The 21,477-nt window shown below is 56.1% G+C and carries 20 protein-coding genes and 1 pseudogene; 10 read left to right on the top strand and 11 right to left on the bottom strand.

Annotated elements, in window-relative coordinates; translation table 11 throughout:
- A pseudogene (locus I2G40_RS09090) lies at positions 1-1,098 on the bottom strand (CAP domain-containing protein); the annotation flags it as partial.
- Between the two features lie 139 nt (positions 1,099-1,237).
- Here I2G40_RS09090 and I2G40_RS09085 point away from each other — a divergent pair.
- From I2G40_RS09085 to I2G40_RS09070, 4 genes are all read left to right on the top strand, one after another.
- Complete coding sequence (locus tag I2G40_RS09085; RefSeq protein WP_229090743.1) at positions 1,238-1,459, top strand: helix-turn-helix domain-containing protein; 222 nt, start codon at positions 1,238-1,240, stop codon at positions 1,457-1,459.
- Between the two features lie 135 nt (positions 1,460-1,594).
- Positions 1,595-2,860: an ATP-binding protein gene (locus tag I2G40_RS09080; protein WP_195544867.1), complete on the top strand. Its 1,266-nt coding sequence runs from the start codon at positions 1,595-1,597 to the stop codon at positions 2,858-2,860.
- Positions 2,861-3,755: 895 nt separating this feature from the next.
- A complete protein-coding gene (locus tag I2G40_RS09075; protein ID WP_195535618.1) occupies positions 3,756-4,343 on the top strand; it encodes a plasmid mobilization protein in 588 nt (195 codons plus the stop codon).
- Entirely contained in the window at positions 4,330-5,529 is a 1,200-nt protein-coding gene (locus I2G40_RS09070; protein ID WP_195535619.1) for a relaxase/mobilization nuclease domain-containing protein, read from the top strand. Before I2G40_RS09075 ends, I2G40_RS09070 begins: the two co-directional genes overlap by 14 nt.
- 1,337 nt (positions 5,530-6,866) lie before the next feature.
- On the opposite strand, the gene I2G40_RS09065 is transcribed toward I2G40_RS09070, so the two are convergent.
- The 3 genes from I2G40_RS09065 to I2G40_RS09055 form a co-directional block, all read right to left on the bottom strand.
- Positions 6,867-7,145: a hypothetical protein gene (locus tag I2G40_RS09065; protein WP_195535620.1), complete on the bottom strand. Its 279-nt coding sequence runs from the start codon at positions 7,143-7,145 to the stop codon at positions 6,867-6,869.
- Positions 7,146-7,526: 381 nt separating this feature from the next.
- Entirely contained in the window at positions 7,527-7,754 is a 228-nt protein-coding gene (locus tag I2G40_RS09060) for a DUF6290 family protein (protein ID WP_195535621.1), read from the bottom strand.
- A 371-nt stretch (positions 7,755-8,125) separates the two neighbouring features.
- Positions 8,126-9,319 carry an ATP-binding protein gene (locus tag I2G40_RS09055; RefSeq protein ID WP_195544866.1) on the bottom strand — a complete coding sequence of 398 codons (1,194 nt, stop codon included), beginning with the start codon at positions 9,317-9,319 and terminating at the stop codon, positions 8,126-8,128.
- A gap of 319 nt (positions 9,320-9,638) precedes the next feature.
- Here I2G40_RS09055 and I2G40_RS09050 point away from each other — a divergent pair, with 319 nt between their 5' ends.
- Positions 9,639-10,313 (top strand): recombinase family protein, encoded by a 675-nt coding sequence (locus I2G40_RS09050; protein ID WP_324252600.1) that lies wholly within the window; start codon positions 9,639-9,641, stop codon positions 10,311-10,313.
- 226 nt (positions 10,314-10,539) lie between these two features.
- Entirely contained in the window at positions 10,540-11,115 is a 576-nt protein-coding gene (locus I2G40_RS09045; protein ID WP_195544864.1) for a hypothetical protein, read from the top strand.
- Positions 11,116-11,157: 42 nt separating this feature from the next.
- On the opposite strand, the gene I2G40_RS09040 is transcribed toward I2G40_RS09045, so the two are convergent.
- The 4 genes from I2G40_RS09040 to I2G40_RS09715 form a co-directional block, all read right to left on the bottom strand.
- A complete protein-coding gene (locus I2G40_RS09040; protein ID WP_195544863.1) occupies positions 11,158-11,895 on the bottom strand; it encodes a metallophosphoesterase family protein in 738 nt (245 codons plus the stop codon).
- Positions 11,895-12,620, bottom strand: a complete 726-nt coding sequence (locus I2G40_RS09035; RefSeq protein ID WP_195544862.1) for a metallophosphoesterase family protein — start codon at positions 12,618-12,620, stop codon at positions 11,895-11,897. The genes I2G40_RS09040 and I2G40_RS09035 overlap by 1 nt, the downstream gene beginning before the upstream one ends.
- Positions 12,617-13,255 (bottom strand): hypothetical protein, encoded by a 639-nt coding sequence (locus I2G40_RS09030; protein ID WP_195544861.1) that lies wholly within the window; start codon positions 13,253-13,255, stop codon positions 12,617-12,619. Before I2G40_RS09030 ends, I2G40_RS09035 begins: the two co-directional genes overlap by 4 nt.
- 263 nt (positions 13,256-13,518) lie before the next feature.
- On the bottom strand, positions 13,519-13,644 hold the full coding sequence (locus I2G40_RS09715; protein WP_255413117.1) for a hypothetical protein: 126 nt from the start codon (positions 13,642-13,644) through the stop codon (positions 13,519-13,521).
- Between the two features lie 242 nt (positions 13,645-13,886).
- On the opposite strand from I2G40_RS09715, the gene I2G40_RS09025 reads away from it, so the two are divergent.
- The 3 genes from I2G40_RS09025 (at position 13,887) to I2G40_RS09015 (ending at position 15,683) form a co-directional block, all read left to right on the top strand.
- Positions 13,887-14,333 carry a hypothetical protein gene (locus I2G40_RS09025; protein WP_195544860.1) on the top strand — a complete coding sequence of 149 codons (447 nt, stop codon included), beginning with the start codon at positions 13,887-13,889 and terminating at the stop codon, positions 14,331-14,333.
- Positions 14,334-14,736: 403 nt separating this feature from the next.
- Positions 14,737-14,895 carry a ribbon-helix-helix domain-containing protein gene (locus tag I2G40_RS09020; RefSeq protein WP_082421961.1) on the top strand — a complete coding sequence of 53 codons (159 nt, stop codon included), beginning with the start codon at positions 14,737-14,739 and terminating at the stop codon, positions 14,893-14,895.
- Between the two features lie 188 nt (positions 14,896-15,083).
- On the top strand, positions 15,084-15,683 hold the full coding sequence (locus I2G40_RS09015; RefSeq protein WP_195544859.1) for a helix-turn-helix domain-containing protein: 600 nt from the start codon (positions 15,084-15,086) through the stop codon (positions 15,681-15,683).
- 1,134 nt (positions 15,684-16,817) lie between these two features.
- Here the strand turns inward: I2G40_RS09015 and I2G40_RS09010 are convergent.
- Positions 16,818-17,117, bottom strand: coding sequence for a ribbon-helix-helix protein, CopG family (locus I2G40_RS09010; protein ID WP_195544858.1), 300 nt, complete (start codon positions 17,115-17,117; stop codon positions 16,818-16,820).
- The gene (locus tag I2G40_RS09005; RefSeq protein ID WP_195544857.1) at positions 17,118-17,669 is read right to left on the bottom strand and encodes a ParA family protein; all 552 of its coding nucleotides are present in this window, start codon (positions 17,667-17,669) and stop codon (positions 17,118-17,120) included.
- Positions 17,670-18,162: 493 nt separating this feature from the next.
- On the opposite strand from I2G40_RS09005, the gene I2G40_RS09650 reads away from it, so the two are divergent.
- Positions 18,163-18,402 carry a hypothetical protein gene (locus I2G40_RS09650; protein WP_229090741.1) on the top strand — a complete coding sequence of 80 codons (240 nt, stop codon included), beginning with the start codon at positions 18,163-18,165 and terminating at the stop codon, positions 18,400-18,402.
- Between the two features lie 745 nt (positions 18,403-19,147).
- On the opposite strand, the gene I2G40_RS09000 is transcribed toward I2G40_RS09650, so the two are convergent.
- Positions 19,148-21,477, bottom strand: a 2,330-nt coding sequence (locus I2G40_RS09000; RefSeq protein WP_195544856.1) for a CAP domain-containing protein, incomplete at its 5' end; no start/stop codon positions are given.

Here is a 21,477-nt window from a genome sequence, read left to right as displayed (position 1 = left end):
CGCGGCATCGACCGCGGCCTGCTGCTTCGCAGAGAGGGATGCCTGGGCATCATTTAGCTCGGTCTGTGCCGTTGTCGCGGCGGACTGCACCTGCTCGAGCTCGGACTCGCACTGGGACTGCACCGCTCGTGCGGCGGCGAGGGTTGCCTCTGCGTCCGCGACCTTCTGTTTTGCCGCATCGTACTCCGGACCGCTGGCGCCTGCCTCCGCTGCGGCGAGGTCTGCTTTCGCCTTCTCGTAGGCGGCGCTGGCGGCTGCGGCCTTCGCATCCGCCGCGTCCTTGTTCTGCTGGGCTGCGGCGAGGACGGCGTCGGCGGAATCCTTTGCAGACTGGGCCGCAACCAGCTTGGACTGGGCATCGGCAAGCGTCGCGTTGGCGTTGGCGAGGCCGGCCTGTGCCCTTTCCACGGCAGCCTGGGCGTCGCGCACGGCCTGTTCGGCGGCACTGATTGCCTCCGGGGTGGCGCTTACGGCATCTGCCTTGGCCTTATCGAGGGCGTCCTTGGCATCCTGGGCCGCCTTGAGGGCGGACTGGTACGCTTCGTCCTTCTCGGACGCATCCGCCTTGGCGTCTGCGAGACCCGCCTTCGCCTGCTCGAGGTCCTTGCCGGCGGCATCGGCGGCGTCCTTGCCCTCTGCGACCTGACGGGCGTACTCGTCCATTGCCGCTCGGTCAGCTGCCGTACCGGCGTTGACTGCAGAATCGTAGGATGCCTTGGCCTGGTCGCGGGCGGAAGCCGCCTCGTTGTAGGGACCGGCGGCCTCATCGTAGGCTGCCTTGGCGGCGTCCTCCTTCGCCTTCGCCTCGTTGACTGCCTTCTGCAGGTCCGCGATGGTCTGTGCGGCGGATTTCGCGCCGGTACCGGATGCCGCGCTGGCGTGGGCGGCGATCGGCGACATCACGGCGGGGTGCTGTGTGCCCCCGTCACCGGTCTGGGCGAATGCCGTGAACGGTGAGATGAGGCTCGATCCGGTCATGGCGGCCATGGTCGCCGCGGTGACGGTCAGACGCGCGATCCCCTTCGGAGTGTGAATCTTTTTGTTTGGCAGTGCGGCGAAGTGATCGCCACCGGCAGCGAAGTGCTTTCCCTGGGTCATTGTGCTGTTCCATTCCTTTTCCGTGCCCTATCCGACTGGGCATCAGAGCGCTTTCCAATAGAGATAATTATGCGCCTTAACTGGGATTGTTGTATATAGTCCGTTGGCTTTTATACAACAATCCATGACTCTTTTTGTCATGGATACGAAGACGCTTCAGAAATCATTCGGCATGAGATGCAAAGAGCTCCGCGCTGGACTCGGGTGTAGCCAGGAGCAGTTCGCCAATTTGATTGAAATGGATCGTTCCTACTACGCGAGCATTGAAGTCGGGCGGCGTAATGTCAGCCTCTCAAATCTCAAGAAGATTGCCGACGGATTTCAAATCACCATTTCGGAACGCATGCGCGGTGTTGAGTAGATGATTTTCACCTCGTGCATGTTTAATCTGTTTCGTTAACTGAAATGCGTAAATCTAGTTAATCAAAAAAGCAAAATCTGGTTAAATGAAAACTGTAAATTCGGTTAAACGTGCTGGTAATCAATGGTGAAAAATATGCCCAAAAAGTATTACACTCGAATTATCGAAAATGAGCTTGACCAGATGCTGGGAATATTCGGTGCCGTTCTCATCGAAGGACCGAAATGGTGTGGAAAGACAACCACAGCCGGGACCCGTGCGGCGTCCAAGCTCCTTCTTATGGACCCGTCGCGCAACTTCGAGAATCGCTTGCGTGCCGAGACGGACCCGGCGCTTGCCGTTTCAGGCGAGGTGCCGCGGCTGATCGACGAATGGCAGGAGGTTCCGAAACTTTGGGACGCGGCGCGGTTTGAGTGCGACAACCGCGGTGGCGAGCCTGGCCAGTTCATATTTACGGGGTCGGCGACGCCGCGAGACAATGAACGGCCGATGCACAGTGGCGCTGGAAGGTTCGCTAAATTGCGCATGGATACCATGACGCTTTTCGAACTTGGGAAATCTAGCGGCGCGGTTAAGCTGTCGGGCATTATTTCTGGCGAAAAGTTCAATGGCGCTTTCGGATCGTTGGATTCTGCCTCGATTGCCGAGTACGTTGTCCGTGGTGGATGGCCCGCGGCGGTCGGTCGCGATGCGCTGGCTGCGTCGGCGATGGCGAAACGTTACATCGGCATAGTCGCCGAAGAAGATTTGTCTCGTGTTGATGGCTCTCGACGCGATCCCGAAAAGGTCAAAGCTGTCATCGAATCGCTTGCGCGTAATGAATCCACTTTGGCGACACTCAAGACGCTCGTAGCTGATCTTGGTGGAGAAGTATCGAGACAAACGGCGGCATCGTATATATCTCTTCTCGCACGGGTTAGCTTCGTTCGCGATATTCCCGCGTGGAATCCAGCAATGAGATCTCCGGTGCACTTAAGAGAATCAAAGAAGCATCATCTTGCTGACCCGTCACTGGCGGCCGCTGCGCTCGGGGCGACTCCGGAGACTTTGCTGTTAGATTTCAAGACGCTTGGACTACTTTTTGAATCGCTGGCACTTCATGATTTGTGGGTTTATGCGCGAGCAAATGGAATGAGTCTCTATCACTATCACGATTCTCGTGATCTAGAGGTCGATGCAGTCATTGCGGCTCCTGGTGGGACCTGGATCCCGGTCGAAGTTAAACTCAGCTCTGCTCAAATAGAAGAGGCATCTGACAATCTTGTCGCTGTCGAGGAACGTATGGTTGCTGCTGGAAACACCCCGCCGGTTTCTAAAGTAGCGATTATTGGATTTGGCTCACAAGCCTATGTTACCGACCGCGGTGTCCAAGTTGTTCCCTTGGATGTTCTTGCGCCGTAATGCTGCGGGCGAAGTGAAATCGACGCCGCAGTTTTTAGATCTGTTTTCTGAGATCTAAACCGCGAAACTCAAAAACTCACCGTCTTGATTTTCATTTGAATCGAATCGCGCCCGCGCAAAAGTCAAAACGACTCGCGCGGGCGTTTCGTTTTTTCATATCGCATTTCATATCGCGTCAAAACAAAACGCGAGTTCTGAAAATAGATAGCGACCATCGGTCGCGATCGTAGGCGTGTGTGCACGCCGCATGAAAATCGACTCGCCATTCGATTCGTAATGCGAGCCGCGTCAGCTTTCGACAAATCCAACAGCGCTACGAGTCACGCTAATGACTCTCCGCGCCATTGAAATTGTCGAAAGCTGTCTCAACTTTTTCGCAAACGCCATGAAAACGATTCGACGAAGTCGAATGTTTGCGTCGCAGGCGCCGCAAACCCGCTTCGCAAAAATGCAAACACTCGGCATCCCTCGCATTCGCATTTCCGCTCCGCTCCCGCTACAGCGAATTTCTAACACTCAGCATCCTTCGCGTTAAAAATTCGCTTCCGCTCACGGTCTTCACGCAGTTACAACGCCGCGAGGCCTCTCGCTTGGAATGAGGCCTCTCATTCCACGCCTACACTGCGTTTCGCCCAATCACCGTTCCGGAGATTGCAAGATTGGTGTTGGGCTAGATAAATGGGGCCATACTCGCCCCCTTTATCTGCCAACACATCTTGTTTATCGCCTCTTACGGCGATAAAGTTAGAAATGAAGTTCGCCTTCATTTCTAAGGGAAGTGACGACGTCACTTCAAAAAACGGCGCGACGTCAGTCGCTCCTAAAAAGGAAAGCAATCTCATATCGGTTTTGAATCGGTGGCCTCACCGATTCGCTCTGCTTTCCTGGGGGGCATATGAGTTGCAAGCGTCCACACACCGTTAAGGCGACACTCACTTCTGAAGAATATGAAACGTTTTCCGCTTTGGCGGAAAAGGCAGGCATGACGAAAGCCGAACTCATTCGCTATGTCTTGATTCATCGGGGCGAATCGCTCGATGATCTAGTTATTTCCAAAAATGATGACGGCGGCCGTAACGAAAAACCGCAACCCGTCTCAGAGGATTCGGATGAACAGCGTTCGAAGGTCATTTACGTTAAGGTCACCGACGGGGAGCACGAAGCGATCCGCAAACAGGCGGATGCGCTCGGTGCGACCGTCAGTGCGTATGCCCGCCGCGTGATGCTTACCGGGAAAATCGAGATGATCGATTGCGATATGAGCCAGGTCGCGAAAATCTATCGCGAGCTGTATCGCGAGGGTACAAACCTCAACCAACTCATGCATTTCGTGAACGCGCAGGGTCTTCCGGCCTACAACGAGAAAGCCGTTTTCCGAACACTCGAAAAGGTTTACCAGAACGCCCGCAAAGTCACTCTATTCATCAGAGAACTCGAGCAGCGCTATTTCATTGACGGCGGTGAGCTCAATGACCGTTATTAAGCAGAAAGGTGTTTCATCCGAGCGATACGCGAAAAATGTGCGCAAATACATCAACGGAAAACATGCCTTGGCTCGCGGCGGCTGGAACCTCGCGAACCGAAAGTACTGGTTTTCTGAAATGGCTATGACGCGGAAGATGTACCACCACGACAGACCTGCGCGTGCCGGTGCGAAGAACATAACGATGCTTCATCAAATCATTGCGTTTCTTCCGGAGGAGTGCAGCTGCAACGGAGGCAAGATGACTCCAGATGCGTGCATGGCTTACGCGGAGCAATGGCTTGCGAAGCACTACCCGCATCAACAAGCGGTTGTCGCGTTGCACGAAGAAAGTGACAAGGAAGGAAAACGGTTTGCGGTCCACATGGCGATTAACCGCACGGACCTTCTGACGGGTAAGCGTTGCGAGACGGGTGGGCGACGCGGAAAGTACGAACGCGCTGCGTGGGTCCGTGAAATGGACGAGGCTTGGAATCTTACTCAACTTGAAAAGGGAAAGAAGAATTCGAAAATTCGTGATCGTCAGCCGCGCGATATTGAAAAGGAGATTATCGATCGGGGAGAGTACAGTTACAAAAACAATCTGCGCGAGCTGATCCATATCGCGATCGACGAAGGTCGCCCAAAGAATATGGGGCAGTTCAAAAAACTACTTGCATCGTGGGGCGTAGACATTTTCATCAAGAACAATCGAGTCTACGCGACCGATCTCGATATCAAAGAGGCCGGCAATCCGAAGTGTACTTTCAACCTGACTCGTCTTGACGGGCGGTTTGCGGTCAAGCAACTTGAGGCGGCCTTCAAAAATAATGTTCTAGAAGCCGAGCGAGCTCTTCCTTATGAGAAGCGCTGTGAGATTTACATCCAACGGCTTAAAAAAGCGTATTCGGCGTGGGTCGAGCAGGCGAAAGCGAGCAAGGGCGTCGCCTACAACGCATTCCCTAAATTCATTGCACCGAAGTGCGATGAAGACCTACTCGAAGACCCCGCCGTACGCGATGAGCTTCTTGCCCGGCGCGGCTATGCAAGGGAGATTCGCAACCGTTACGCCGGCGCCGTTCCCGATACCGGCGACGACCGCGTTCGCGCCGCCGGCCAGGCGCACGGCGGCACCGCCGCATCGCGACAGATGGACGATCGCGTCGTTGATCGTGGCGACTATTCGCGTGGCGACACGCCTCGCTAGGGTTGAACTGCCTGTCGTCGGGGCGGAGTAAAAACGCTCATGCCTCGGCGATGCGGCGAGGGCGGCATCTAGTACCGTAGTATTACGTTTCCGCAGGTAAATGAGGTAAAAAACCAGCGAAGCCCGCCCGCCGTAGCGGGCGGGCGTGCTATCATCTGGGTTGTGCTCGGGTGTTACCAGCGCCCTCGCACGCGTAGAGGCGAGTTACCAGCTCGCGATTCTACAGCCAAGCGCGTTCAAGACAACGTCGCCTGACAATCCAATGATAGCAGGGACCTGCAGGTCAAGCTATGGATTAGCTGAGAATTCGCGAATGGGAGCCACCTCGGTGGCTCCCATTTTTTGTGGAGCGCAACATATGCCGTTCCCGGTCGGCCAGGCCTCAGGGCCTGCGAAAAAGGTAGCCAAGGGCTCGAATAATCGGAGACTGAGCTGTACAGGTTCATTGTCCCGTCTCGCAAGAGACTTCGACGGGGGTAGTGCCCTCCATGTGGCCCCTGCGTCGCCTCGGCCCTTCTGGGCGGAGACGACGTGCCGGATTCAGAGCGATTGTCCTGCTGAAAAACTGCAGGAAAGTAGGCGAGCAGCCGAAGATCAGGAGTTGGTTGGATAGCCGTGTGGCGACACACGTGTCGCGGTGAGAAGCCGCAACGTCAAGCAAAGAGGATCGCGATGAGCATACAGCCGTGACGGTTTCTGAGCCCCACCCCGGGCCTCGTCACGTACGGGGGCGCCGGTGAGGACGGCCGGCGCGTTAAAACGAACGGTCCGGATGCATGGGCGTAGCCATGCGGAGTCCCGCGAGATCGTCGAGTAAAAGGCCAAGGGGCGGGTGAGGTTTTCCCGGCTGCAATGCTGGTTTCGAAGATTTAGGGAGGTCCACGATTGTGCCCAAACTCTGTGGATACTCCACCACCTAACAATCCGACCAGCAAGCCCATTAGACCTCGCGATCAGTTATCACAACCAGCAAGCCATCAGCGCGAGGCGTACCAGCTGCCAGCCCTCAGCGCCGGCGTCGCCTACGGCTCCCCGGACGGACTACCTCACCTGGCTGTAAACACCTACAATTCGGCAATGAGCCGCCGAATTCGCTTTTCGATTGTGGTTGAAGATGTAAAAAGAAATATATAAATCAGCGAGCTCCGCGAGCGGATCATAGGTGCCGTCAGGCACCGCATCAAAAGCGATTCGCATTCATTTCGAAATGCATGTCGCGGTTCTTTCTAGGAATACACGCGAGAAAGGGCCGAACCGAAGTGTCTGGCCGGACGCCAATTGTTCGGGAACTGCTTGGTTCGACCCTCTTCTACTTTACTTCCATGGCCATGTGAAGGCTAGTACTCCTTAACCGGGTGCTTCTTGCCGAAACCACCGTCGATGCCGAAGTGACAGAGCATGTCGATGGCGCGAAGATGCTCGGCGATGGCAGTTGCAATCTGGGCGTCGATCTCGCTGTCATGGTCGTTGAGGGAGCGGACCGCCTCATCGGCGACCATGAAGGCCTTGATGGCTTGGTTGAGCTGTGCCTTGAAAGCATCAACCTTCTCAACTGCGGCGGCTCGTTGTGCCATTTCGCGTTCGAGTCGTTGAACGATTTCCTGTGCGTCGCTCATGCTGTTCCTTTCCTCGCGGGGCATTTTATTTACTGTATCGCACCGCGCGGACACGGTTTTCTCCGGACGGCGGCAAACTCAACAAAGCGGCAGGTAGACGGCTTGCTGTAATCGCAAATACGGCCCCGAAAAGGCATGCCTGGATACCCGTTAGGGGCATCTGCTTTCAGGCGCCTTAAAACGCATCTGGTGAGGTCGATTTTTCGGCCTTGAACTGTGTGGCGGCACTTTGAGGTGCTTTGGGCGCGCCCTTAAGCTGTGCTTGCACCTACCAGCGCGTGAAACATTTTGACGGTAATTCGTGAAACAGATTATGGAACTATCGCTCCAACGGGCGCTGCCGCCGCTCAACGCGAGCGATCGGCTTGGCACCGCAAACGGCTACTCGTTCTGCATGGCCATATACATGGCGTCGGCCATTGAGTAGCGGGTACCGTCATCTTCCATCAGCGTTTCGTTGAATGCCTCGATGTCCACCATATCCTCGACTTTCTCAAGAGCGGCTCTTCTCACGAACTCGGAAAAGGACATGTTCGAGATGTTCGCATGGGCCTGAATCAAAGCCATTTCGCTCTCATCGAACTCGACCGCAATCTCGCATATCCCCATGGCCTCTCCAATCAATGCCGGCGACTGGACTGTGCTGGCACACATCTTATTGTTTAAGTTAAACGTCTCAAAACGTATGCGGGAAACGCGGTACCGTCAGAAAATGCAGGAGGAAATTTGACGGTCCCGCTAATAGATTTTGTGACAAGGGCATGACAGGGGGACAGGTCATTCGTCAGGTTTCTGGCAGACGATATGAGCGGGACATGGAAAATGGAAGCCCCTCCTGTATGCATATCCGCTGGTAAGGCCTGGCCCGGTTTTCACCATCGCACGCGGTGACCGAGCACCCATCCAACGCCCAAGTCAAAATACTCAGTACACTGAGTGATTTCACTCACTATACTGAGTATTTTCTCAATTTGCTCAGGCTAGTTAAACAGCGGCACCTTATCGAGCAGAAAATCCTCCACGGTGCACGCCCCGGCCGCCGCTCCTCCCACGACGATCCGCTTGGCTCGCGGATACTTTTTTAGGAGCGTCGACATGCCGCTCTGGCCGGACTCTCCACCGCTTTTGACCTCGATGGCGCTCAGTGCATCATCCCTTCGCAGCACAAAGTCGACCTCTTTGACGCCTTCACGCCACCACATAACCTCAAAACCCTCTTCCGGCGCGCGCGCAAGCAGTCGTGCACCCACTGCCGATTCCACCAAATGACCCCGCCGCGCCGAATCCTCCAGCCATTCTGCACGGCCCTTATCGCCGAGCGCCGTCATAAACGCCGTGTCATAAACCATGAGCCGCGGGGTGCTTCGGCGCTTTGCGAGCTCCTTGTCACTGAACTTGGGGATCGCCGTAACCAAACCGGCCTTGCCCAGCAGGTCCAAATACCCGGCGACCGTGACCGTGTTACCGGCATCCTGCAGCTGGCCTACCATTTTTGAATACGAAAGCTCCTGCCCCGAATAGCTCGCCGCGAGCCAAAAGAGCGCGCGCATCAGCGCCGGTTTGCGGATATTCTCCAACGAGAGAACATCGCGCGAGATCGCCGGCTCGACGATCGCATCTCGGATATAGTTTCGCCAACGGGCGTCATCGGAAACCAGCGGCGCCGCACCCGGATATCCGCCGTGATAGAGGTAGTCTTCAAAAGAAAAGTCAAAGGCCTCGCTGCACTCGCGATAGGACCAATGCGGCGACCGAATGAGCTCGTAACGGCCCATAAGGGATTCTTCCAAGCCCTTATGCAGCAGCAGCGACGACGATCCGGTCAACATGACCTTGAGCGGCCTCCCCTCCCGGCGATCCCGGTCGTACAATCCCTTGACGACCGTGGACCAACTCTGCACCTTTTGAATCTCATCAACAACGAAAACGGCCGGGGCCTTACCTCCAGACGTGAGGTTTCTTGCCTGTTGCCACTCGATTTGCAGCCAGCTGGCATCGGGATTCACAACATCGTCCGCATTGACCACGTGACAGGGCATGTCTACATGGTGCAACGCCTGCACGAACATGGTCGACTTTCCCGTTTGGCGGGGCCCGATTATAAATTGCATCAACGGATTATTCGTTTCCCGCATCCTCTGGGCTATCACGGCAACTTGATGGCGCTCAAACATGTCAATCTACCTCCTTGTTTCTTAAATACTCAGTATACTGAGTAAAATCACTCAGTATACTGAGTATTTTTTGAACCGGGAGATCGAACCCGCCAACTTAACTCCCTCCACCAGCGGGTTGCCGCCGCCCCTCCGCGAGTCGAGTTTCTGGCCCTTCGTGCTCACTCGATATATAAAAACTGCCATAGCCATATCGAAAAACCGGTATAGCCGGTCCCATCATCGAACCATCGCAAACTGATACGCATCTTATTGCTCATATTCAAGGCCCCGACGTCTCAAAAGGTATGCCGCGCGGCACTCGAAAACCGAACCCTCGATGCCGTGGACGGCGAGTGCCAAAACCCAGTGCCAAAACCTCCCCTTGCATTCTCATGAGAAAATCAAAAGACAAGGCAGGAGGCTGAAAATGACCAGATACGGATACGCTCGCGTGAGCACGAAGGATCAGAAGCTAGACAGGCAAATCGAGGCGTTGGTCAACGCCGGTGTGCCCTATGGCCATATCTACAAAGACAAGGTCACGGGTGCCAAGGACGGTGACCGAACTCAGCAGAAGCGTCTGTTCAAGAAGATGAAGGCCGGCGATGAAGTGGTAGTCGAGTCCTGGGAGCGCCTAACCAGATCGACCAGGCAATTGCTGAACTACGACCTTATGTTCCGAAATCTCGGCGTGAAGCTAACCTCTTTGAAACAGCCGGTCGACCTCGATACCGCCTTCGGCCGATTCGTTCTCGGTACCCACGCCTGTACAGCCGAGCTTGAGCGCGATCTGATCAAGCAACGCCAGGCCGAGGGCATCGCCGTCAAGCGAAGCCGCGGCGGCAGCGTCGGGGGCCGCCCGCGCATTGCAGACGTCAAGGCCGACGCCGCCGTGAAGCTCTACCTCGCTCGCGAGACACCTATCCCAGACATCTGCACCGCCACAGGTATCTCTAAATCGACTTTGTACCGCATCCTCCGTGAACGCGGATTGGTGGGCGTCAGGAAATGAGCCCATCCATCGTTTCGTGATCTGCCTAATAAGCTCGAGTGCAGCGGCGTTACTATATAAGAGTGCGGTATTACTCCAACTGAAACCCTGCGTGAACGCATGACTTGAGACGCCTTTTTAGAACTCACCGATCGCAGGACGAACACAACTCAACAGCGGCCGCGTATTTGTTCCCAGCCGTACGGCGTGGCGGAGTCATGCCCATTGTTGATTGGAGTGTCGCACGATGACAGACGAGAGAAAAATCAGGGAGATCTACGGTTACGGCCTGAAATCCGTCCTCGATGAGGCCGCCGAGCGGATCGAGGCGACATGGCGGGAGAAACTGCTGCGCGAGACCGCCGACCTCAAGACCGAGAACGCACTGCTCATGGCCCAGGTGGATGAATTCAGCCGCAAGCTCGTCGAGGCGACGGATCGGAATGAAAAGATTGAGGCCGACTGCAATGAGCGGGTTGCCTTTATAGAGGAGAAGTTCGAACTCGATACCGCGAGTCTGGAACTCGAGAACAACGAGCTCCACGCCGCGAGCGTCAGGTACCTTGCCGATGCCAGGAAGCTCGACAGACAGGTCGTCCAGCTCCATGCCGAGGCGGAGGCCATGGTCGATGAGATCGAGCGGCTGCGCGGCGAGCGTGACGCCGCGTTGAAAGCCCAGGTTGAGCTGAGCGATGCGCTTCTGGCCCAGCACGACCTGATGGCCGAGGTCGCCGCCCTCAAGGACCGCCTTGCTGTAGCCGAGCAGCGGGCGGCTGTGGCCGAGACCAAGGTCGAGGTCATGACCCAGATGAAGGGCGAGTAGCCCCGCGCTTCTCCTATCAGGCGGCTGATTTCTAGAGACCTTCTAGAACGCTTCTAGGAGGTCTCTAGAACCGAGCACGGCATCCTCAATCGGCACGATGTCTTTGTAGACCAGGCGATGCTTGGCGTTGCACCATTTGTCGCCGTGGTAGTGGCCGAAGAACCAGGCGCGGTAGCCGAGCTGCCCGTCGAGCTCGGCAAGGAATCGCTGAAGCCGGTCGTCCCGATACTCGCGCCCGCGCTCGCGGCACAGCTTCTCTGCCAGGACGGCAGGGGCCTCATGCGTCACCACGTAATCGACCCTCCAGCCTACGCGGTCGAGCGAGGAACGGCAGTGTTCAATCTCTTCCTCGCTCGGCATCTCCTCGGGCCACCAGCTCCTCCCCTCCCTGCGACACTGCCTGTCGTTGCTCGCGGCATCGCCCATGGCAAGGACCGTGAGCCCGCCGATGTCGAACACCTCCCCACGCATCAGGTGCAGCACGCGCGGTCGCGCCTCGTGGACGAGCCCGCCGTTCCACTCCCGTACCGGCAGATTGGCCAAAGCGTGATGGTTCTCATGGTTTCCGTCGACGAAGCACGTAGTCCACGGTTTGGACTCAAGCCAGTTGAGCCAATACTTCTCGGCGTTTGAGCCGTCCCAGACAAAGCCGAAGTCGCCGGCAACGATCACCACGTCATCGCGCGTCAGGGTCCGGCCCAGCGGCCAATTCCTGAAGGCAAACCGGCTGGACCCATACTCGGCCCTGCCGTGCACGTCGCCCGTCACATAGATAGCCATCAGTACGCGCCCCACGGCAGGAGTTTGTCCCCGAGTCTCACGATCCGGTCATACAGCACCGTGTGCCGTTCGTCCGGGTTGCCGTCTCGGTGAAAATGGCCGTAATACCAATGTTTATAGTCCAGGCGGTCCTCGAGCTCGTCGAGGAATCCGGTCAGCCGGTCCACATCAGGGCGTTCCCAGCCTGGGTCCGGGTAGAGCGTCGGCGAGAGCATGCGCGTGGCGCAGGTATGGGTGATGACGCAGTCGACCTTCCAGGCGACCTCGTCGAGCCTTGCCCGCGCGGCATCGAAATCGCGCTCGTCCGGCAGCTCCTGCGGCCACCACGAGCTGTACGGGATGCGGTACGCCCTGTCGACGCTCGTCGCCCCGCCCATGGTGAAGACCGTCTTCCCGTCGAGCTCGAAGACCTCCCCGCGCATGAGGCGACGGATGGACGAGGTATCCGACAGGCGCTGCGTCAGCCCGCCGTGCCACGGCTCCATGGGGCGCTCCCCCCAGTGGTCGAAGCGCTCGTGGTTGCCGTCGACGAACAGTACCGTGTAGGGCCGCGACTCCAGCCAGGCGATGTCGGAGCATTCCTCGGCGGAGAAATCCCACGGAAAGCCAAAGTCGCCGGTGACGATGAGGTAGTCGTCGCCCGTCAGGCCATCCCCAAGCTCCCAGTCGCGGAGCTTTTGCATGTCGAGCCCGCCGTGGATGTCGCCTGTCACATAGACCGTCATCGGATCGCCTCTTTCCGCTTGTAAGCCGCCAGCTCGCGCTCGACCTGCCTGTCACCGGTCTCGTTGACCCACCAGGGCCATTTCACCCGGCCGCACGGCTCGTCGACTCCGGCGAACCATTCCCTCAGCTCGTCGAGGCTCACCGGGGAGTGCCCGTTGGCATCGCAACCGACGTCGTAGCGCAGAAGGCCCTGCTTGCGGTTGAACTCGTTGTACGCGCCGCCGCCGCTGTGGATGTGTCCGTGGAGGTGCCACGATCCATGGCTCATGCCCTGCCAGTCGGCCATGGGGTAATGGCACAGGACGATCTTCTGCCCGTCGATCTTGAGCACGCAGATCGGCGGTTCCACGGTGAACGCGCCTGCGACCGCCGGCTGGGTCCAGTCCTTGTCGTGGTTTCCCGGGACGAGGTGGATGCGCCTGCAGGCGATCTGCTTGCGCAGCCCGTAGGCGTCCTGGGCGGTCATCTTGAATGAGAAATCCCCCAGGATGTAGAGCTCGTCGTCCACGGCAACCTTGCCGTTGATGTTGTCGACGATGGCGTCGTTCATCTGCCAAATCGTCTCCCACGGGCGGTCGGTGAACTTCAGCACGTTCTCATGCCCGAAGTGGGTATCGCTGGTAAACCAGATCATATTTATGTCTCCTTCTGTCGCTAAAAAACGTTCTCCTTCGAGGTCAGGAGACGTTTTATGAGCGACATGAGGTGCATATCCCTCATGTTTCAAGCTCCAATCTGCCGGATTTGCCCAACTAAAAGTTTACGCCCACGCGCGAACAGGATTTGATTTTTGAAATATGGACGAATTCCTCGTCAGGAGGGTAAAATGATGCCGACGGCAGCCCAAGTTGTGGTGAGCTGGGCAGAGCCGTTGCTTAGTAGAGTTAGGTCATCGTCTTAGCGACGGTGGCCTTTCTTTTTGGGCTTCGAACCCTGCTTGAGTGCCTTGGAAAGGCCGACAAGGGCCGTGAGGAGCGAGACCATAGCGGTCAGGAGCTTCACGAGCTCGGTGAAATCGGTCATGGGCATCACCTCCCATCAAATGGAGGGCTCTGCCCGGCACGAGGGCTGCCGACAGCAAGGACGATTCTATCAGAGCGGCTGACTCCCGCCCGATATTACCATCCCACCGCGCCTGTGCAAAAAAGAGGGCCGCCAAACAGCGACCCTCCAGCGAAAGTGCACGTTATTTAGGACAGTCATATTCTTTGAAAATAATGGCTGTTGTAGAATTACATATAAGAGTCACCCGGAAGGAGCGATCGATGAAAAGCAAACGATTTATCCTGAATGCACTTCTGGTAGTAGCAATATTGACGCTCTTGGTCTTCTCCTACTCATACATGAATCAGCCAAGATTTGGATATGCTTTATACGCTGTTTTTTCCGGCGAAACAACTTACAACACTTACAACACTATAGGCTTCATTGACGCAATCTTTTTCTATGTAGTCGGCCCCGTATCAAGCGAACTGGTCGCTTTTGTTGTCAGCTACAACCTGAATCAACAAAGCCAAACTCACTCAGCGACTTCGGCCAAACAAGGAATCAATCTCTTCGTAATAATGATAATTCTGCAAATTGCGACTGTGTTGATTATCGCCCTGACCGCAACAAACGTTTTGAAGTATGAGTTCGGATTCATCGTGAGCTGTCTCATGGCAATTGCCGCGGGTATAGCGGTTTCGTATACGACACCGGCAAAGAAGTAGCTCAACTAACAGGGCCTATTTGGAATCCGAATCGTCCATGGAGCCGTCGATGCCGGTTTTGGTGTTGTCCTATAAGCCCCGGTCAATTCATACTCCTCATCCTTGCCGAATTGCGAGTATGGCAGAATCGGCACTGGATGGCAGCGCGCTAGGCCGTGTCCGCGTAGTTACCCCCCCGTTTTTATCGTAACAGTTGATTCTAGGGACGTTTCACTGTGCCCCTTTTGGCAATTTCCTGTGTCCTTTTTGGAAACTCGAGCGCCTATCTGACCGACGGGAAAGATTTAGCGAATTTAGGTGTACCACTTTGTGTTAGTTTGTATTTTAGACAGTATTTGTGATACGCTTTGTTTCAATCAGTAGTGGTACGATTTCGCTTGTTCAACGAAGGAGGTAATTGTCTATGGCAGTGGCCGAGGAGAAGAAAAGAATCCAGGTTACTCTGCCTCTCGAAATTTGGCGTGATCTCGATGACTACGCGAAGAGTCGCGGTGTAGCTAAGTCGTCTATGGCGGCGATCGCTATCGCCGAGTTTTTGGAGCGTGTTAAAGAGCAAAAATAGATATGAAAAAAGCCCCCTAACCGCCAAGTAAGAAGGGCTTCTTTCATGTTCAAATGTGGCTTTCTGGCCTGTTACCTGCAATCCTAGCACACGTATGCTTCGATTTGGGTCCCTATGTTGAAGTACTACCAAAATACTATGGCATCACTTCGGCTGATGGCTAGATAGCCTCAACGAGAGGCTAGTTTATGGATACCAAAAATATAAAACCGGATGTGGGCGGTGGCTATCCGTGGGACACGGATAGCCACCCGTCCGGTCCCGCAAACCCGTCTGGAATGGGGACGGCGTCCGATTTCGCGAATCAGGCCGTCACAGATGCCGCCATGGCCAATAGTGAGAGTCACCGCGAGGTACTTCGCCGGGCATCGGATGAATCGTCCCGTGTCGCCCACATGGTGCAGGATATGGTCAGCGAGAAGGTCGCGATCATCAAGCCGCCATGGATGCTCGAGCTCGGTCTGCCTAGGCTCGACACCGATATTATGGGGCGGATTTGGTCGTTCCAGCGCAAGGACGTCTACAAATCAACCTGCTACATCAGCCTTGCCACCATGGCGGCGGACGTCAAGTCGGATCGCTCGAATGTTAAAAAGAGAATCGACAAGCTTGTCGAACTCGGTCTTTTGATTAAGTCGCCGCGCGGGAATAACAAATCGGTTGAGTACCGGCTCGATATGACGGCGATCGCTAAGCGCAGGCTCGAAGTCGAGGAGGGCAAGAAAAAGCAACGTGCTGAGAATTCGGCGAAACGCAAAGCTCAGTGGGACGCAAAGCATTCTGCCTAGTTTGAAGGGCTATGGGTTCATACAACCCATAGCCCTATTTCTTTTCCTTACAAACTATGGGTTAGACCAACCTACAGTCTAACTATGGGTTGGTCTAACCCATAGTTAGACAAAAAATAATTTTATTGATAGGGGGTTAAATAACGGTTCTTCAGCAAGTCTATCGGTTAGGACAACCCATAGACTTGCTCACAGGGATCGCGGATGCTTTTCTGTGACGGTAGAGCTATGGGTTGAAAGAACCCATAGAAAATTTAAGCCACTTTTCCGGTTATGGGTTAATTCAACCCATAGAAAGTGATCGGAAAACGCCAAAAAGTACCGAAATAGTTATTTCAACCCATAGTTTGAGCCCGTGTTAACCTGGGCCAACTTATCAACTATGGGTTGTCTCACGAGACTATGGGTTGAAATAACCCATGCCAACTATGGGTTCAGTTAACCCATGCACTATGGGTTGAAATAACCACAACTATGGGTTGAAATAACCACAACTATGGGTTCATACAACCCACCAAGTCTGACTAGAGTGAATTAGATTCACTTAGTCTGAGCTCAAGAGGGAAACAGAGAAATCCACCAGAAAGCATTTAATAATCGAACGATATGCAAACAAGAAAAGCCATCGTCCTTGCCCTCCGCTCACTGCGTTCGCTCCGCGTCACTACCGCTCCTTGGCGCTCGCTACGCTCGTCCTCCGGTCGCCTACGGCTCCCTGCGCGTCGGCTGCGCCTCCTTGCCCTCCGTTCGGCTATGCCTCACTCCGCGTCGCCTTCGGCTCCTTGGCATGGCCTTCGGCCAAAAGTGTGGGGGCTAACGCCCCAGCTCCCCGACTACGTCGCTGTCAGCCCTCAGCGCCGGCGTCGCCTTCGGCTCCCCGGGCGAACTAATCCCACTTAGTTGCAAGCCCTACAATTCGGCAATGACGCCGAATCCGTTTTCCGGTTGATCTTGATACCGACATTTGGTCAACCTCACTTCAATTACCGGCAGGGAGCTACAGAATCGAAAATAAGACGTCCTATCGGTGAGGTTCGACCGTTTTCTCACTGATAGATAAAACGGGGTCTTAAATCGGCTCTCAGTGGCCAAGGTAAAAGAAAAACGGGCACCTTTCGGTGCCCGTTAACTCAACTAGAACTCTTTTTCGGCCAGATAGCGATCGAAAAGCTCCCGAGCGATATCCGATACGGACTTGTCCTCCTCGAGCGCCACTTGCTTCAAACGTTTTCGGTAACTCTCCGGAACGTACACGGACAGCTGAACAAGCCTCTCAGATGCCCCTTCAGCGCCCTTTTTGGGGCGCCCGGCTTTCCGTACCTGTGGAGCCGATTTCTGGGGCTCAGATGCGCTTTCAACGATTTTCTGCTGCCTCTCCTCGGCCTTCTCCGCGGCGACATCGAAGTAGGAGGTCGCCTTTTTGAACTTTGCCATTTACAGCACCTCTTCCAGTTCGTTAAGGATGTTTTCAATCGCCTGGGCGGCCTTGCCGTTCTTGGCGATTTCATACACGGGCTTTCCCAGCGCCGCGCCCTGCTTGAAGGCCGCCGCGGTCGGTACGGTGCCCAGCACGGGAAGGTCGTCGGCCTCGAGCAGTTCGAGGAACTGTCTGTCCACGGTCTGGTTGCCGGCGAAGTTGTTGATGATGATTGCGAACGACAAGTCGGGATTGGCCTCGGTGATGACCTTGATCGTTCGCTTCATGGGCTTCAGGCCCAGCGTTCCGGGCTGCACCGGGATAATCGCGATATCCGCATTCTTGGCGTACTCGGCGGTGTCGTCGCTCAAAAAGCCTGGTGTGTCGATGACGTTCACGGCGTCCTCGTCGTCGAGCAGGTTTTTCTCGTGGTTCGCACCGCCCTGCGGGTCCAGGTTGCCGAAACCGACCTTGTGGCCGCGGCGCTCGAGGCCCCAGGCGATCTCGTCGGCGAACGTCGTCTTGCCGACGCCGCCCTTCTGGTTGACTAGCAGGATGTTCGTCGCCATGTTCTCCCCTTTCTGAATAACGTAGTCATATATTAGCACACTAACATGTGACTACATTAAGTAATTCTAAGACGCAGGTAGAAATACGTGAGCATGTTAAGTAATTAGTATGGTACTACGTTAACGTGTTCATGGCTGTGGGTTGGTTTAACCTACAGCCATGAGATACGGTTACAAGGTCGCTGATTGCGAGACGGAGGCCCTTCCGACCGCCGACGCGGCGAGTGGGAACGCAAGGGTAAAAACGCATCGTCGCTGAACCAGTGAGTCAGTATTCTTTAGTTAGATGATGGATATTGAAATTAATTAGCGAGATAATGTGCATATCTCATAATGTATGCGTTGCACCATGAGAGAGGGGTCTGTCATGAGCTGGAAACCGAGAAAATGCGTTATCGCCGGTCTCGTGACAACCGGTCCTGACGGCGGCTTGTTTGCAACCGCAATGACATCGTACCGACTTTTCACTTGCATGTTCTAAAAGGCAGTTGCCATGCTGTCGCAAAATCAATCGAGATACTTGGTCACAATCGGCTTTGCCCTGCTTGCATTACTCTTTGCTAGCGACCTTTTGCTGAAACCGCCCAAGGAACTCGTTTTGCTTGCCATAGACTGCATTTCCGCCCTTTACTTTACGGCAACCCTAATCGTCGGACTAAAGGAGAGGAAAAAAGGCGCAGTCGCCGCATCCGCCGTATGCGTGATCATAACCATTGCATCATTCTTTATCTGACACATTGGTGATTTAGGGGCGATATCGTAGGAATACGACCGGGAGAGTCGGGACCATAGGCTCCGGTAAGAACCTTCGCCATGCCCCACGCATCGAGCCCGATGATTTCCCCGCCGGACGCCCTGACGGTCACGGCCTCCGGCGTCCACGCGATTTCATCGTCCGTGAGGCGGATGGGTGTGACGCCGCCGGCGTCCATCCGCCTCACGACCTCATTCCGCTTATCGCGCCAGCCCGGCTTGAGCCATTTGATGACGGTCGGACGCGAGACGCCAAGGACGCACGGGCGCAGCTCGAGCTCTAATACATGAGGTCCCAGCTTGTAATGCGTGAACATATGACTACATTAACATGGTCATGTATTACCGAACGTTATATGCTGAGCTGGATCCGCCCGTCTGTTATCTTGGCTGCTGACCGCTGAGAACATGGCCGCCGTCATCGGCAAGGATGGCGTGGAGACGGAGATTCAAGTGGGGCAGATGTGCCAAACACTGGGCAAGCCTGGCTTCGATTGGCTGTTTAATAAGCACTAACGGTTGAGTTATTGCAGCATAATCGCAGATGTAAATAGGTGACCATATGACCATGCTAATATGTGCGCACAGTCATATGGTCACAGTTGTAGATCGGTTTAATCTGTGGCCCTTAAGCTGAAGCTGCCTCAACGAACCGTGGCTGGCGAGACGAAAAAGGGGAATCCCTTTTGCGAGATTCCCCTTTCCGAGTCGTTATGCGATTTGCACTACATCTGCTCGCGGCGCTTCTTTTGATCGAGGAAGACGCCGGCTGCCACGAGGACGGTACCGCCGATGACGAACGTCTCGCCGATGAGTCCCGCGCGGTCACCGGTCTGGGCGAGGTTGCCGGGCTGGGCGGTATCCGTGCCGGCGAGGTGCTTCGGGGTGTATGCCGCCTGCTGCTTTGCCGCCTCCTTTGCCTCCTGTCGTGCGATCTCATCGGAAAGCTTCTGCTCCGCTGCGATGCGGTCGGACTTCGCCTGCTCGTAGGCGGCGAGTGCCGCATCATAGCCGGACTGGAGCCCGTCCACCGCGGCCTGCTTCTCGTCCAGGATGGCCTTGGCAGGAGCGACCTTGGCACGTGCCTCGACTGCTGCGGCGAAAAGCGCGTTGAGGGCGTCATCCGCGTTCACATCATGGCCGGAAGCGATCGCCGCGCCGGCATCGATGGAGTTCAGCTTCGACAGCTTGGCGTCTGCCTGCGCCTTCGCCTGCTCGGCGGCGGAGACCAGGGACTCGGCGGCGATGGCATCCGCCTTCGCGGCATCGAGGGCGGCCTTGGTGTCATTGACGGCCTTTACTGCATCCTGCTCGCGCTGCTGTGCCTCTGCGAGCTTCGCGGCAAGACCGGTGAGGATGTCGAGGTTCGACTGTGCGCCCACAAGATCGGTCTGGGAGCCGGTGAGCCTGTCGGCGGCAACGCCGGTGTCGGCCTTTGCGGCATCGACGGCACGCTGGGCATCCGCGAGGGCGCGTGCGGTGCCGTTCGCCTTTTGCTTGGCGGCTGCGAGGACTGCCGCCTTCTCGGCCTGGTCGGCTGCCGCCGCGTCATGGACGCTCTTTGCGGTATCGACCGCCTTCTTGGCGTCGGCGACGTCCTGGAAGAACTTCGCGAGGTCGGCGTTCGCATCGTCCACGCCCTGCTGCTTAGCAGCGGTGTCCGCCTTGGCGGAATCCAACTTAGACTGTGCGGTCATTACGGCTGCGTTGGCAGCATCAAAGGCGACCTGCTTCTGCTGGACGGTCGACTTTGCCGTATCGACTGCCGCGTTGGCGGCATCGAGGTCCGATTTCGCCGCATCAAGCTCGGTCTGGGCATCCGTGACGCCCTGCTGCTTGGCGGCGACATCAGCCTTGGTGGCATCGACGGCACGCTGGGCATCGGCAACACCCTGCTTTGCGGCATCGACACCTGCCTGTGCGGAATCCACCGCGACCTGCTTCTGCTGGACGGTTGTGGCGGCGCCGGCGGCTGCCTGCTTCTTGGATGCGAGATCGGCCTTGGCTACGTCGAGTGCGCTCTTGGCGTTCTTGAGGCCGTTGATATAGGAGGTCAGCTTCTGCTCGTACTCGTCGACGGACATGGGATTCATGTTCCAGCCTGAACCTGCCCAACCAAGGTTTGCGGTATCGAGGCTGTCGGTCTGCCAGCCGTTCAAGGTTCCCTTGCTGCAGACTGCCATGCCCATATAGCCGATTTCGGGGCTGATGACATGCAGGTAGTGACCGACGGTTGCGGGATATCCGGCAACCTTGAAGTGCTGGTTGACATAGGATTCAATCCCGCTATGCGTCTTGTAGAAATCTACGGCATCCTTACCGGTTAGACCGGTGACGCCATAGAGCTCCTGAACCGCCTGATCGAAGAAAGCCTTTTCTTGGTCAACCCACTGCGGTTTCGGATCGGTTCCATAATTCCATGCGAGGTTTTCGGTCGTATCGAACTGCATGGAATGTCCAAACTTGACATCGGAATAGTTTGCGTTGGCTATCGCCGCTGCAATGAGCTTATAGGTGACCTGGAGTTCGGAGAGACCGACGGACTTGCGATACTCGTTGATGGACTTCATGTACGGGATTGCCGCGAGCATGTTGTCGAGACTGGTCGCATCGAGGCTGTTTCCGACCTCGGTGTAGTCCTTGTGTGTACAGTTCTGGATGATCTCGATGGCTGAATCGGCACCCATGGCCTTGAAGAAGCCGATGGCTCCCTGCTTGAGTTGTGCGTCGGCGGAGTCGAGTTTCGCCTGTGCCTCGTCGACCTTCTGCTGGGCGGCGGTCACGGCCGCGTCAGCGGTATCCTTTGCGGTCTTGGCGTTCGCGAGCTCTACGTCGGCGGCTGCCTTGGCGGACTCGGCGTCCTTGACAGCCTGCTTCGCGGCATCCAGCTTGGCGATGGCATCGGCGTTCGCCTGCTTGGCCGCATCGAGGTCGGAGTTCGCGGCATCGAGTGCGGACTGGGCGTCGTTCACGCCGGACGCGGCATCGACCGCGGCCTGCTGCTTCGCAGAGAGGGATGCCTGGGCATCATTTAGCTCGGTCTGTGCCGTTGTCG

This window comes from Collinsella aerofaciens (assembly GCF_015558785.1).
In the GTDB taxonomy this organism is placed as follows: Bacteria; Actinomycetota; Coriobacteriia; order Coriobacteriales; family Coriobacteriaceae; genus Collinsella; species Collinsella aerofaciens_P.
This window is presented reverse-complemented; position numbering and strand designations above follow the sequence as displayed.